The organism is Microcystis sp. LE19-131.1A (genome assembly GCF_027532015.1).
Taxonomy (GTDB): domain Bacteria; phylum Cyanobacteriota; class Cyanobacteriia; order Cyanobacteriales; family Microcystaceae; genus Microcystis; species Microcystis ichthyoblabe_A.
Genome location: NZ_JAPZSS010000087.1, coordinates 1 through 14516, shown reverse-complemented (window position 1 = coordinate 14516; position 14516 = coordinate 1). Strand labels below are relative to the sequence as shown.

14 protein-coding genes and 1 tRNA gene are annotated in these 14516 nt (G+C 42.3%); 7 read left to right on the top strand and 8 right to left on the bottom strand.

The window, feature by feature from the left end:
• Positions 1–252: 252 nt before the first annotated feature.
• The 3 genes from O9323_RS07950 (at position 253) to O9323_RS07940 (ending at position 2728) form a co-directional block, all read left to right on the top strand.
• Entirely contained in the window at positions 253–810 is a 558-nt protein-coding gene (locus O9323_RS07950; RefSeq protein WP_288124919.1) for a DciA family protein, read from the top strand.
• Between the two features lie 379 nt (positions 811–1189).
• Positions 1190–1465, top strand: a complete 276-nt coding sequence (locus tag O9323_RS07945; protein ID WP_002733655.1) for a hypothetical protein — start codon at positions 1190–1192, stop codon at positions 1463–1465.
• A 264-nt stretch (positions 1466–1729) separates the two neighbouring features.
• A complete protein-coding gene (locus O9323_RS07940; RefSeq protein ID WP_024970046.1) occupies positions 1730–2728 on the top strand; it encodes a Gfo/Idh/MocA family protein in 999 nt (332 codons plus the stop codon).
• A gap of 6 nt (positions 2729–2734) precedes the next feature.
• Here O9323_RS07940 and O9323_RS07935 read toward each other — a convergent pair whose 3' ends face one another.
• Positions 2735–3685, bottom strand: a complete 951-nt coding sequence (locus O9323_RS07935) for a branched-chain amino acid ABC transporter permease (protein ID WP_002745784.1) — start codon at positions 3683–3685, stop codon at positions 2735–2737.
• A gap of 12 nt (positions 3686–3697) precedes the next feature.
• Positions 3698–4549, bottom strand: coding sequence for a prolipoprotein diacylglyceryl transferase (gene lgt / locus O9323_RS07930; RefSeq protein ID WP_288124918.1), 852 nt, complete (start codon positions 4547–4549; stop codon positions 3698–3700).
• Positions 4550–4622: 73 nt separating this feature from the next.
• Here lgt and O9323_RS07925 point away from each other — a divergent pair.
• A tRNA-Leu gene (locus tag O9323_RS07925) sits at positions 4623–4703 on the top strand.
• 311 nt (positions 4704–5014) lie between these two features.
• Here O9323_RS07925 and O9323_RS07920 read toward each other — a convergent pair.
• The 4 genes from O9323_RS07920 to O9323_RS07905 form a co-directional block, all read right to left on the bottom strand.
• Positions 5015–5692: a Uma2 family endonuclease gene (locus tag O9323_RS07920; protein WP_288124917.1), complete on the bottom strand. Its 678-nt coding sequence runs from the start codon at positions 5690–5692 to the stop codon at positions 5015–5017.
• 277 nt (positions 5693–5969) lie between these two features.
• Entirely contained in the window at positions 5970–7115 is a 1146-nt protein-coding gene (locus O9323_RS07915; RefSeq protein ID WP_002753550.1) for a glycosyltransferase, read from the bottom strand.
• 190 nt (positions 7116–7305) lie between these two features.
• Complete coding sequence (locus O9323_RS07910; RefSeq protein ID WP_002774912.1) at positions 7306–8256, bottom strand: glycosyltransferase family 10 domain-containing protein; 951 nt, start codon at positions 8254–8256, stop codon at positions 7306–7308.
• A gap of 17 nt (positions 8257–8273) precedes the next feature.
• The gene (locus tag O9323_RS07905; protein ID WP_002753555.1) at positions 8274–9290 is read right to left on the bottom strand and encodes an Npun_R2821/Npun_R2822 family protein; all 1017 of its coding nucleotides are present in this window, start codon (positions 9288–9290) and stop codon (positions 8274–8276) included.
• Positions 9291–9606: 316 nt separating this feature from the next.
• Between O9323_RS07905 and O9323_RS07900 the strand changes: the two genes are divergently transcribed.
• Positions 9607–10542: a glycosyltransferase gene (locus O9323_RS07900; RefSeq protein WP_002733992.1), complete on the top strand. Its 936-nt coding sequence runs from the start codon at positions 9607–9609 to the stop codon at positions 10540–10542.
• Between the two features lie 9 nt (positions 10543–10551).
• The gene (locus tag O9323_RS07895) at positions 10552–11745 is read left to right on the top strand and encodes a glycosyltransferase family 2 protein (RefSeq protein ID WP_002753560.1); all 1194 of its coding nucleotides are present in this window, start codon (positions 10552–10554) and stop codon (positions 11743–11745) included.
• Positions 11746–11815: 70 nt separating this feature from the next.
• On the opposite strand, the gene O9323_RS07890 is transcribed toward O9323_RS07895, so the two are convergent.
• Positions 11816–12772, bottom strand: a complete 957-nt coding sequence (locus tag O9323_RS07890; RefSeq protein ID WP_123230889.1) for a glycosyltransferase family 2 protein — start codon at positions 12770–12772, stop codon at positions 11816–11818.
• A gap of 189 nt (positions 12773–12961) precedes the next feature.
• On the opposite strand from O9323_RS07890, the gene O9323_RS07885 reads away from it, so the two are divergent.
• Positions 12962–13906: a hypothetical protein gene (locus O9323_RS07885; RefSeq protein ID WP_149107849.1), complete on the top strand. Its 945-nt coding sequence runs from the start codon at positions 12962–12964 to the stop codon at positions 13904–13906.
• 411 nt (positions 13907–14317) lie between these two features.
• Here O9323_RS07885 and O9323_RS07880 read toward each other — a convergent pair.
• On the bottom strand, positions 14318–14516 hold a 199-nt coding region (locus O9323_RS07880; RefSeq protein WP_288124916.1), incomplete at its 5' end, for a hypothetical protein.

Sequence of the window (14516 nt, the reverse complement as noted above, 5' to 3'; positions counted from 1 at the left end):
CCTTATCCTGACTTGATTTCAGTTTTTTCTTTGTCAGTAAGGGTGTCAACAAGGAATATTACAAATTGTTAACCGAGTCTTGAAAGCCTTGTGCTACAAAGGTTTGAAATGTTAAGAAAGATGTGACTAAAGGACAGCTTATCAAGGGGGGCAGGGGGGATCGAACCTAAAATCCATTTTTAATTTAATTATAACCAGCTACTTAGGGGTTTTTTCGTCCTAGTCTAACGTGGTACTCTCTAGATTTTCCAGATGTCTTTACATTCTCTTGACAAAATTTTAGCGGTTATTACTCAACAGGCGGGTTGGGAAGAATATCGCCACTATGAGCAAGTGCTGCAATTATGGCCAAAAATTATTAATCCCCGTCTGTTGGAGCAAACTCGGCCTTTTTCCCTCAATCGCGGGGTTTTATCGGTGGCTACCAGTAGCGCCGCTTTAGCACAGGAATTGTCTTTACAACGCTATAGCTTATTAAAACGGCTTAATAGTCAGTTAGAGACTCCCTTGGGCGATATCCGCTTTTCTGCTGCCCGTTGGCAGCAAGATAGTCAGTTAATTCCTCCAGAAGCGATCGCACCTAAATCCCTGAGAGATCATCCTAGTTATGTCACCCCGGAAAAACCGCCAGAAAATCCCCGGCAACTGGACGGTTTAGAGAGTTGGAGCCAGAAAATACGTCATAGAACCCGATCCTGGCCGATTTGTCCTCGTTGTCAGTCTCCCAGTCCCTCCGGAGAGCTTGAGCGTTGGCAATGTTGTGCTTTTTGTTTTGCCCAGTCGGGCGGGGCAAAAGATTCAATTTCTTAATAGTCTTGTGGAAAGAGTGCTTTTGAGTCGGGAATCAATTGGCCGATCTTTTCTGTCTTAATTGAACCTGTATTCATCAATTCTATTCGGCTAAGGCTTGATCCCCGCTTTGTTATCGCCGATACCAGAGCCGATAACCTCGGCCACAACTGAGTTTAACTCCTCTGTTTTGAGACAGTGCTGCTTTTTGCAAAGTAACTATTAAAAGATTCTAAAAACAAAATTTTTTTTGGGGATCACTAAAAACTATATGGCGTATCAGTCCTAGCTATGCTAGTCAGGAAAATACCCTTGGCACAGGGTAGGACAATATTACACAGAGCCAAAAGAGAGTCATCCTTTGAGTTCCTTATAATCATCTTCCTTTTAAAGCCAACCCATGCAAGCCGCAAACTTTCTTACTTCTTCCTGTCGATACTGCCGATACTATCAAACCCAAGGTCGGCGCGGTGGCACTTGTCAACAACTAGATGTTCCCGTCGAAGCTCATTGGAAAGCCTGCGCTCTAGCGATGCCTCCTTTTGGCACTGAATGGCAAGAACTCAATCGGGTGGTTAGTTTAGAACAGTCTCTAGAATTAACCTGTGCAGTGTCGCCCACTCCCGTAGTGGTTTCCCCTAGTCGTCATGCTCCCCGACAACCGATGGCGGTTTAGAATGTCTAGGGCCTAAACAGGAGCAAAAAATTGGCGTTGCCCATTAAAAATATGAATTCACCCTCCCACATCTTTCAGGGCGCTATTTTTGAGATAATAGATGAGTTGATTGCTAAGATAAAGCTGGGAAAAGCAGAATTGCTGTAGAAAGTATTCAGGAGTTGAGAGTTGGGGTTTTAGGGTTTTGGGGTATTAGTTGAAATTCCCCGATCTCCCCACACCCCACACCCCACACCCCACTTCCCGATAATTAATGTCGCCAGAATGCCCCTGATGACTTCTCATCGTCCCTTAAAAATTGGTATAGTTGGCACAGGGTTCGCCGCTCAACGTCGCGCTGAAAGCTTGCAAGCCGACGACCGCGCCCAGCTTCTGTATTTTAGCGGTAATAGTCCCGAATCGATCGTTAATTTCTCGCAAAAATACCAAATTTCTGCCCTAGATTCGGCAATAAGCCTGGCCAGTCATCCTGATCTCGATCTGATTGTCATTGCCAACGTTAATCAGGCCCATGCCTCGATCGCCCGTACTGCCTTAAAATCTGGTAAGCACGTTATCGTCGAGTATCCTCTGGCTTTTCACCCGGCAGCGGCAGCAGAATTAATCACCCTAGCCGAAACCGAGAACAAATTACTGCACGTCGAACATATTGAACTTTTGGGGGGACTGCATCAAACCCAACAGCAGTATTTAGACAGCCTCGGCAATATCCACCTAGCCCGTTATACCACAATCGCCCCCGGCAGACCAGCACCCCGGCGCTGGACATTTCATCGGGATTTATTCGGGTTTCCTTTGATTGCTGCCCTTTCTCGTATCCATCGCTTTACTAATTTATTTGGGGAAGTGGAGTCCGTATCCTGTCATTGTCGTTATTGGAATGCCCCGGAATCCGATTATTTTCTGGCCTGTTTGTGTGAGGCGCAGTTATTATTTAAAAATGGCTTAATTGCCGAAGTTACCTACGGCAAAGGCGAAGTTTTTTGGGAAAATGAGCGAACTTTCACTATTCATGGTGAGGGGGGCAGCTTAATTTTTGAAGGGGAAAAAGGGCAGTTAATTAATAGTGAAGGTAGCCAAGTTTTAGAAGTGGAAACCCGTCGTGGTCTTTTTGCTAAAGATACCGCCATGGTGCTAGATTATCTCTTCGATCAGGTTCCTCTTTATGTTACTCCCCAAGCCAGTCTTTATGCCCTAGAAGTGGCCTATGCTGCCTATCAATCTTCTTTGTCGGGAAAAACAGTTGTTCTCGCGGACAATTAAACCGACTTAGACTTTTTGAATTAACTTTCTGCCTAGTAAACCCTGGGGACGAACTAACAACATAATAAAGAGAATAGCAAAAGCGATCGCTTCTCGATAACCGGAATATTCTGCGGGAACAAAAGCTTCGGCAATACCCAATAATAAACCACCGATAACCGCTCCGGGGATACTTCCCAATCCCCCTAAAACAATCACTCCTAAACCTTTTAATCCGAAAGCAATACCGAAATAGGGACCGGCAATACTAACACTAGAACCGACTAAAGTTCCTGCTAAACCTGCCAAGGCACCACTAATAAAAAAGGTAATCACGATAAATTTTTCGGGATTGATCCCCAACAAACTGGCCGTGGTGACATCTTCAGCTACTGCTTGTAAAGCTTTGCCCATTTTGGTAAAATTAACCCAATAAGTTAGTAAAGCCACCATAACTGCTGAAACCAGAAAAATAATAATCTGAATTGTGCGAATTGCCACGGGGCGATCGGCTGTACCAAAATTAATTGCGGGGGGAAGATTGCCATAAATATCATCGGGAAAAGTATAAATTTCTGCTCCGAATAAGTATTGAATAACATTGACAATTACCACGGCTGCCCCTAGACTAGAAACCAGAGTTAAGAGAGAATCGGAACCCCTTACCCGGAGGGGTTTGAAGGCTAATCTTTCCAGAAGAACCGAGGTGAACCCTGAAAGGATACAGCCTAGGAAAAGTGCTAAAAAAAAGGGTAAGGAAAAGGGCAATTTGGCATTAGCTAATAAACCATTAAAACCGAAAACTCCCCCCGTTAGAGCATAGGTAAAATAGGCGCCGAGGGTAAAAATTGCACCATGGGCAAAATTGATAATCCCTAAAATGGAAAAAATCAAAGTGTAACCAAGGGCAAAAATAGCATAGACACTACCGATCGATAAACCGTTTAAAACCTGTTGAAAAATTGTTACTAGATCCATTGTCGGGGTTAGCTAGGGTAACTTTTGATTATAACTGACGGTCGCCACCACATCCGGTAAAGGACGCTGGAGTTTATATAACCAGAATAAACCGAAAATACCGATAGCGATCGCTACTAAACTAATTATTTGTGCCATTTTCAGAGGTCCAAACATTAAACTATCGGTGCGTAGTCCTTCAATCCAGAATCTACCAAGACTGTAGGCGATAAAATAGACTAGGGTAAGGGTGCCAATTTTTAATTTACTAGGGTGTTTTAAACCCCAGAAAAATAGATAGATGAGTAGGGCAAAAACTCCCAGATTCCAGATAGATTCGTAGAGAAAGGTGGGATGAAAATAATCGACGGTGATATATTTTAAAGGACGACTAGCGGGAGGAATAAACAACCTCCAAGGTAAATTAGTCGGACTGCCAAAAGCTTCCGAATTAAAAAAGTTACCCCAACGTCCAATCGCTTGACCGAGAATGACGGAAGGGGCCACCAGATCGAGCAATTGCCAAAGAGAAACCCGATTAATGCGAGCAAAGATTAGGGCTGCCAGCAAACCCCCGATAATTGCCCCGTGAATAGCGATACCTCCCTTCCAAATGGCGATAATATCGGCAGGATTTTGCGCGTATTCTTGCCACTGAAAGAGAACATAGTACAAACGGGCTGCAGGTATGGCCCCCACTACTAACCAAATGGCCAAATCAGCGATTAAATCGGGATCGATCGCTCTTTTTTGAGCTAGGTACTGGGAGAGGGTGACACCCAATAATACCGCCATAGCGATGAGAAATCCATACCAGCGCACCGAAATCGGTCCAATCTCCCAGAGAATCGGGCCGGGAGACTGAAAGACAAAACCTAAGAGCATAAAATTATTAAGAATAAAAAATTTTATCTTTCCTATAGTATCTTATGCTATGATGGAATAAGGTGACATATTTGCGGATGTGGCGGAATTGGTAGACGCGCTAGATTTAGGTTCTAGTGTCTTTGATGTGTGGGTTCGAGTCCCTCCATCCGCATTAACCTTTGGGTCGATGAGGTGTAACCTGATTTGGTATTGACGACCAACGACCCAAAAAGGAAAAGTTGTTAGTTCCCATTTTTGAGACTCCAGTTCAGATTTATTTTTTCAACTGACTTCTTACCCAATTCCGAAAGGGACTTGCGTGGGAATAATATCCCAGCCAGAAAATCGCTCTGTAGAAGAATCAGACCAGCCAGATGGCATATTATCAAAGCGCAAGTCCCTTAGCTGCGGGGGCTCTCGAAGGCTCTCGCCCTCCGATCGATCAGCAAACCTGATCGATCGGAGGGCGCAAGCTTTGCGCCCCTACAGTAACCGATTTTGTCCACAATGTAGGGGCGAACTGCGTTCGCCCAAAAGGTACATTATCAAAGCGCAAGTCCCAAATGCTTTTACTAACTCTAGGTAATCCAATGTCTCAGCTTGTTGTAAAAATATAGCAATCTCTGAAATAGGAATATTCATAAAAAATTGACTGGTTGGGGAGGTGATATAACTGCCATTTTGTAATTGTTGGATAACCAGAGATTCCCCATTATAAACCCAAACCTCTGCCACGCCTAGATCTGCATAAACCTGAAGGCGATTTTGAGAACTGCTGGTGACATCAATTTCTATGACTAAATCCGGTGGTGGGTTTTCATTTAAGTCCAGTCGCTTTTTCCCCCGAACCGCCTCAATATTATCAATATAAAAACATTCATCGGGTTCTGCACCACTTAATTGAGGGCGTTTAAAGGTGGTTGACCCCAAGGGTTCTATCCGAATCCAAAGTTCTTCAGCCATTGTCTCAACAAATCGCCCCGCCACTTTCTTGAATCTTTCGTGTCCGGTCGAAGGAGCCATGATTTCTAAATTGCCACGATTGTAGGTCAGCTGGAGACGGCGATCGCTCATTTCTGCGAGCAGCGTTTCGTAGGTTTTCCAGCTAATCCCGGACAGGTGAATTATTTCAGCCGGTGGTGCGAGCAGTGTTACAGTCATAGATTCAAGCAAAAATCCCCTGCTTCCATTTTAGAATAGTGATCAATATAGCGCGCCTCTCGTTTTGGCCGATCACTTATGGAGTAAAACTCATCTTAAAATAGAGGAGGAAAAACTACGGGTCTCAACTTAGTTGGGGTTTAAAGTTCAAGGTTTTATAGTTTTTGACAGCCATAAGCATTAATACTTGTTGCACAAGTGAGATGCTCCCGACGAAACGCCTGTGGACTTGGGATGATGTAGTCACATAGTATGTGCAAGCGTTAGAATCTCTTGCCTAGGTTTCGGAAACGTTGTCAGAGAAATAATTATCTACAAATTGACTGATTTCCCTTTGAAATTTCTCTGATGAAAAAAGAGACTTTTGATGGGAGAGGGACATTAAAAGCTCTTCCTGTTTCTTTTCATTACTAATTACTGCAATAATCTTTTCTACTGCTTCTTCCATACTGTTAAATTGCAATTCTGTATTGTGCTTACCGACGATTTCAGTTTGACCTCCTATTTTCTGTACAAAGGGAATGATATCTGCTCTCACCATTTCGGCTACGGAGATACCAAACTGGTCTTTCTTGGGATGGATACCATACCTACATTTGTACAGTATATTACAATAATCTGCATAGGGAAGATCCTTATACAGTTGAATCCAGTCGGAATTTTCTGCTACCAATTGTTCAATATAGTGTTGATACTTTTTATTAAAAGCTCCCCCAGCTCCCCCAGTTATATGGAGTTTGATGGAAAATCCTCTCTCCCGCACTGCTTTTAAGACTTTAATGCCGAAATCTGGACTTTTATCTACTGTTAACCTACCGCTAATTACAAAAGCATTCTCTTTTTGCTCCCGAGCAATATCCTTAACGGGAATGACCACTGGGGGATAGATAACGGTACTATCAAGCCCGTAAACTTCTTTGACTGCTTTGGCTACATCAAAAGAGTTAGAAATAGACAGATTCTTTTTGAGGTTATCTACAGAAAAATTGGAGATATTTAGGTAGGGCATATTCTGGTGTATTTTACCACCTTCAAGGACTTTAACCCAATGGATATATTGGATTCCTGGTACGCCTAGATCGGCCGCATTACAAGCTGATAGCACCAAGGAATAATTTTTGGCTCTTTCTTTTAAATAACGCAGGCTTAAATGAATGGATATCTGCCGAAAATGAGGATTATTACTGATGAGAAACTCTGAGATGCCTTGCCAACTTTTTGGTAATACAGAAACAACTTTAACTTCTTTGGGATTGAGGGATGTTTCATACAACTTATTTAGCTTTTCCCAGTCTGGATAGTAAAGGGTAAAAAGAGTTAAGTCATATTTTTCTTTTAAGGCTTCTAGTATCCAGAGAGCCACAGATTCAGCACCTCCTCCCATAAAATAGGGCATATAGACTCCAATAGTTTTTTTCAGCATTGTTTAACCATCAATATAGGAAAGAGTTGTTTTAAAAATTGGTTGGCTCTCTTGTTTATCCTGTACTCAGGAAAACACCTTCTGTCCCTACCGTCCCAGTTTTCGTCCTGATTTAGGAGCATTCATAGTTGCGGCTAATAGGCATCATATAGAACAATTTGCCAACAAAACCGAAGAGAACCATTGGCATTTAGGATACCACGAAATTAGAGAGCCAGTTAAGTAGATTCAGCTCGTACAGGATAACTTGTCTCGCTTCGGCGATCGCTTCTTTCGCTTCGTGCCAAGCATCCAAACTAGAAGTGACCTCTCGCAAATAATCAACTCCTTTTTGATCCAAACTGGGCAGGCGTAAGAAACTTTTCGGTGGCAATAGTTTCTCTGCATCCGCTCCACCGTAATAAATAGGTAGACACCAAGCTAATAGCGGATCCCAGAGCTTTTCGCTGATATACCACCTACTCTGTGCGTAGTTTTCTATGGCCAGATTGTAGTAGTAGGGAGCTAGGACATTCCATTTATTTTGTACCGAGCCTCTCGAACCCGTCCAGTCCGGCAAACCTCGCCCATAAAAATCGAAAGGAAGTTCGTTATCTTTGATTAGCTGCATAAAGGACAAACGGTGGCGATGATTGGCTGTGCGGGTAGTTCCAGAGGTAATCCAAGAGCAGAGGCGAATTTTTTCCGGACAGGGCAAATCGGCCAGATCTCGAAAGCTGTTGCTTATGTGCCAGTCGGCAGGCATATAGTATGGTTGAGGCGCGTAATCATCCGGACCTGATACATAGCCACAATACTCGCTGGCGATGCGGTAATTTTCCAGATTGGTCGATAACACTTCTGGTAAGGGCGGTTCTCTTAAGAGATAGATAATGCGTTCCTTGGGAACTCTCCCCAAAATAGATGGAAGTGCCTGCTGTGGCTTTGCTGGTTTTTTGAGCCAATTTTTCCAGCCGCCTTGCTCTTTCTTTGGTTCCGGAAAATCAAACTGATAAAGTAATAAGTAATCTGGCTCAGGAGCGTTAGCTTGCATGGAAATATTACCCCAAACTCCCATGGGATAAGGAGTTTGTTTCCATAGCCAATCTCCCTGATTTAAATTGGGATAGCTGCTGAGCATACCTACTATTTTTTCTGTCACAAATTAACCTCTTGTTATTAGTTAGAAAAAACTCTACTGACTATTCTCTGTAATTTTTCCTTCATTCTTTTTCCTAAACTTTTAGGTTGATTGTACCAGACAGGACTGGATTTAAATTGAGGATAATTTTCAGGTTCGTAGAGATAGCGATAATATAAAAATAAACTGCGATAGGGAAAATCTATATTTTCTCCCTGGCAACATCTAGTAAAGAAACTGCTTGAAATCCCAATATAATGAAGGTAAATTAACCTATATCCTTTATCATACAATAAATTATCTTTTTCGACAAATTTGGGATCGGTAACGCAGTTACCTACTCTCTTTTCTGGAGGAGTATTTAAAGCATAATTGTATATAGAAGTACCTGTTCTCATCATCATGTAGTTTAGAAGAGGTTGATCCACTGCCATGGGATAGATAATCTCTGACTCTCCTGAACGCAATTGTTCCAGAATCCAATTTCTCTTTTCTTCCTCAAATAAGTTTTTTTTAGAAGCATAGATTCCTGAACAGAAAATCTCTTTTTTGATCCGTTCTTCGGAGAATATTTTCAGTAACCTTGGCGAACTAACTTCATAGACGTGGGAGGGATCTTTATACTGATAATCGTAGATAACACAATCATAATCGTCTAGCTTTTCCCAGAAATAGTCTATGGGAGACAAAAGTAAGGTATCCGCGTCCATATAGACAAATCGGTCAAAGGGGCCGTCAAAGGCACAGTAGCGACGATGGGTACCAAAACGATGATAGCCATTGCTTCCCGCTTGCTGCCACCTGATGCGGGCTGTAGGATGGGAATCCCAGGCTGCTTTGGCAAAATTATCCCACCTCTCCATCGACTCCCGCTCGCGATACAGTTCAACTTGGGGGCGTTGAGCGATTAACTTGGCAATTTCCTCGGTTTGGTCATCGTAGGGGTAGACACAAACTGGTAAGTCTTTTCCCCCATTCGCCTCAATGCTATTCAGCAAAGCCACTAGCTGATCGTAAACCCGATCGTTAGCCAAAGTACAGATTCCGTTGCTCATAAGTTTTTACTGCTCCCATCTAAAAATATTTATATCACAGTTAACCGATTTAGAGACCGGCTCCGGCAAGACCTAGCAACGAATTAGGTTGAGATATTGCCTGTCCTTAGAGTCCTCGTGGCTTGAAAGGAGGGAACAGGAAAGGAACAAAATACTAACTTTATCCTTGGCGGTGAAATTGTTGTATCTTGACGGACTTGTAGCCCTGGCCACAATTTACTTGACCGTAAGCGTTGAGGATTTTCCTTTTCCCTGAGATTGACAAGAAAAGTTTCCCTGAGTAGAATAGCGGAAACTCGTTGATAAATCTTAACCCATGAAGACGCTTGGAAAAGTAGGTATATACTGTTTAGCTAATGATCAGGTTTTGGAATGGATGATTCCTTTCTTAGAAAGTCTCAGGGCCTATGAGCCTGAATGCCCTCTATATGTTATACCTTTTAATGATAATATATCCCAACTAAGTAAAATTTCTCAGAAATACAATTTCAATTTTTATCGCGATATAAACTTGGAGCTATTAGATGGAGTGGGAGCAAAAGTAAGGGGTATCGACGATATACATAATCACAGATTTCGTATTTTTTCCATCTTCTGGGGACCCCTAGAGCATTTTATCTTTCTAGATTCTGACATTATTGTTTTAGATAGCTTGCAAGAGCTGTTCCGAACCTATATCAACTCTGAATTAGAATTTATGTACTACTATAGGGGTATATTCGATCAGGTCTATAAAGAGGGGGAGTTTAGAGATAAAATGATCCGAGAGTATAGGGCAAATGGTTTCAACGCAGGCTCTTTTATATCTTCCCGGGGAGCTTTTAGCCTAGATGATATTCAAGAGTTGGCTGAACAAGCAGCCACAATCAGACAGCATTTTGCTGATAATTGTATTGTCCAGCCTTTTGTCAACTACTGTGTGGATATTAAGGGGCTGAAAACCCAAGCCATTACTGAGGCTATCCCAGATCTGGGCTCCGAGTGGGCAAAATTCAAGATAGAGTTTGCCGATAATACTCACAAGGTAAATGGGAAAAGAATACTATATACCCACTGGGCAGGCTTTGGTCACGGGCCAAATATGCCCAATCGCGATCTGTTTCTTAAGTACAGGCTGAAGAATTTATCTTGGCCCTGGCGCTGGCAATATGTGATCCGCGATCACCTGACCACAATTTTCCGCACTTGGAAAAGTAGGCTAAGTAAAAAACTCAAAGGTTTATTAGGCAAACCCGAGAATAAACCCCTATGAGTGCAAGATATGCTAGAGAACGATCCCATTTTTGAGCTCGGCAAAGTTTCCGTATTAATTCCCTGTTATCAGCATGGACACTTACTTGCTCAAGCAGTGGAATCTGTTTTGAGACAATCTTATCAAAACTATGAGATAATTATTGTCAATGATGGCTCCACCGACAACACCCATCAGGTAGCCCAAGAATATACCCAGAGATATCCCCAGCGGATTAAGTATTTATATCAAGAACAACAGGGGCAAGTAGCGGCCAGGAAAAACGGCAGCGCTTTGATCAGGGGCGAATTTCTAATCACTTTAGATGCCGATGATCTGCTCGCTCCGTCAATGATGGCCAAGTGTGTAGAAAGCTTAAGCAAAAACCCTGAAGCAGCCGCTGTGGCCTCTAACGTTTGGATGATGGCGGAAGATGGCCAGACTATACTAGGCCAGCTCGATCAAAGTGAAGTTCCTAGCTGGCCCAATATTCTGGAACACAATACTTGGGGGGGGATTGCGGGCATTATGATCCGCTCCCAGTCTCTGCAAAAAGTAGGCTGGTTCAATTTCGATGGTACTGCGGGGGGTGAAGACTGGGATATCTGGATTCGCTTCGCCAGATCCCGTCAGAAATTGCTGCATATACCTGATTTTTTAGCTCAATACCGTCAGAATTGTAGCTCTCATAGTCGGCAAGGACTCAGGGTCTTAAAAGGGATATTACAGGTTTTGGATTGCTTAACCAAGGAAGATCCGCGCCTGATTCAGCTAGAAAACGTCCATCCCCCCATTGATATTTCTTACTACAATCAACTCCGTAATCGAGCCGTTTTTTTTAACTATGGTGTCGCCTTAGCGGCGGCAGAAGGTGAGGAGACTCTCCAAGATATCTTGCAATACTTTGTGCCATCTGATTTAGATTTAGAAACTCTAGCAACTGCCTATATTAAGGGGCTCATTTTCGTCAGTCGAGTGCAAGGAAACACTAACATTTTTTGTCCAGATTTTCAAGATGATGCCTTAGGCAATGCGCTAAGTTACCTAGAAAATAAAATCTCTGAAGATACGGCCAAGTTGTTGAGGATTAAGATAGCAGAAAATTTAATCACGCAAATTCAAAGATCTACCAAAAATTCTAATCTATTCAAGAGTAAAATAAAAACTATCCTGATTAAAATTAAGCAAAAGTTATCAGCTCTGGCAAACCTAAATAAGACGTAAACAACACCTCTGCCGATTCCTAAAGAGAGGGTATAAGAACTGAATTCAGGCGAGGGAAAACCCCTATAGATCAAATATTTTCTGACTTAATACCCACTGCTTGTAAATCTCTATTGTAGTCCGTCTTTAATCCTCCCCCTAAAAACAGCCTAACTTTCTCAGAAATCCTTGTCCACTTTACCGCTAAAGTAACCAAGACCACCTTGATCCGATCGCTTTGGTTGGGAATTCTGGCATCTTTGTAGATAGCCAGAAGATCGTTCAGGTTAGGCCAATCTCGCCAAATATCACCGATTAAGCCCCGGAAACGGTTTAAATTAGACCGATGGGGGTAACTGATTAAATTGATCTGATGCAATCCCCCCATGACCCTTATGGTTCTAGACCTTAAGGAAGGCCAAGTTTTGCGAGCAGGATGTTTGACTAGGGCTTTTGGGGCATAAACTACTTGATAACCTGCGCTACTAACTCGCCGTCCCCATTCTAAATCTCCTCCCGAGGGAAGAGAGAGATTGAAAAATCCTACGGTTTCAAAAATCTGTTTAAAAGTAAAAATATTAGCAGTTGCGCCAAATTTCATCTTCGTAACTAATTCTTCTTGGGGTAAAGCTGTAATCATCTCAAAAAGCTCAACCGCGTTGGCTTTGCCTTCGATTTCGGGAAAAACCTCAATATGACCTGCAACCAAACCACAATTAGGAGTATTGACCAAATCCTCTACCCCCTCTCTCAGCCAGTGGGCATCGGGAAGGCAGTCAGCATCAGTAAAAGCAATGATTTCACCCCGGCATTCCCTAATCCCCGTGTTGCGGGCAGCAAATTGCGTGGGGATGGTTTCTACCAGATAAGAGGCTCGAGGAAATCGAGCCACGCAATCTTTAATGCTATCATCGGGCCCGTTATCGACAACAACGATCTCCCAATCGTCCGTAGGATACATTTGTCGCTCAAGAGCTTCTAGGCAAGTTTTCAGACCCTCTACATCATTAAAAACAGGAATAATAATTGAGACAAAGGGGAAAGTCATAAAATACTTAGAGATCAATCGTCCCAGTTGGGCATCTTCTAAAAAATTACCTCACAAATCCCAGTCTTGTCAACTAACTCTATAAGACTAGGAACTGGGGTGGGGTTTAAACTGCCAAAAGGGGTAAAAAAGCTGTGAAGATGTTATAATAAGCCCCGTCCCGTATCTAAATGGTTAGAGGCAAGATTAATGGCATCTCCTACTTGTTCGCTTTGGTTTTTTGTAGCGCGGACTGACTTACCATTTATGATGCTTACTATCCCCCATATAGTTAAGATGTGTAATTTTCCCTTTCAAGAAAAAGTGTTAGCCATAGACACGGCTGCTTTGAGTGGGGAAAAAGTTGATCGTCCTGGTATTGGTACGATGGAAGACTTACGCCAATGTGCACAAACTTTGCTGCACAAGGGTGTGGTTGACCGGATTGTAGATTTTAATTACGATTCCAGGTATCAAGAACGATTATATCTAAAACATTTCGGCAGTGCCATAAAACCTACTCATAACTATAAAGGCTATCCGATCCTTGGCTCGATTTTTAAGATAGAAGAATGTCAGAGTGACTATCTGCTGCATTTTGATAGCGATATGATGATGTACCAAGAGCCAGGCTACAAATGGATTGCTGAAGGAATTGATCTGATGGAAGCAAATCCTCGGATTATGTTTGTCCGTCCTATGACAGGACCGCCCACCTCTGATGGTAAGTTTTTTGAATCAGATATGGGCAAATTAAATCCTCAAGGTTTTTATGAATTTAAATATTTTGGAAGTCGCCTATATTTGCTCAAATGTAACCGGTTTGATGAGTTATTACCCCTGCCTATCATCTGGTATAATGAATATCGGCAGCAGTTTGTAAAAAATTGGCCAGAAGGGATGAAAACAGCCCTAAATATCTGGACTGGAAAGGGAAAATTAGATTCTTGGGAAATTATGGTTTCTGAGAAGCTCAAACGGACGGATTATCTGAGGATTAACCTCACCAACCCTAGAGCTTGGAGTCTACATCCGAAAGAGAGAAGCCCTGCTTTCATCGCAGCTTTACCATCAATTATTGCTAGGATAGAAAGGGGCGATTTTCCAGCCAAACAAGCGGGATTTTATGATTTAATTTTTGACCTGTGGGTTTAGCTCTGAATCATCCCAAGGCTATCAGAACATTAAATTGCGTTTCTTCGGTTTGTCTGATGCAATGTACAGGGTTATAAGGAATGAAACTCTTATAGAGAAAGGCATTTAGCGATTTTTGTCAATTGTTTTTTATCTAGAGGGAACTAATCAATTAAGTCTCTTGCCATATAAGGATTTAGTCGATTTATGCCCCCCTATCGAACCATAACAAGTAACGAAGAGCCGAATAATTTGACGTGCTGTCACCCATTTTACCTTAGCTGACAATAAGTACCTAAGCAAAATTAATTACACACATCTAACCCCCCCTTGCCTTTTGCCTTTTGCCTTTCTTCACTAGGAAATTTATTTTGCACGACTACTTAATTATAAATTTTTATTTCCCTTGAATTCCCTATTCTAAAAACAGAACTATCTTCCTGAATTAACCCCGTTCGTTCTCAGCCAATCCCTTTGATTGCTTGAGTATTTATAATTAGGGCTTGCTGAAAAAGTAAGGGGGCAGCAGGAGAAAGATAATTGATTATTCAAGCCGATTGAGAAGATAAGTTTTTGTTGAGATAATTCAGAGAAAATATAACTTTTATTAATAGCAAAGGGGAGAAAACAG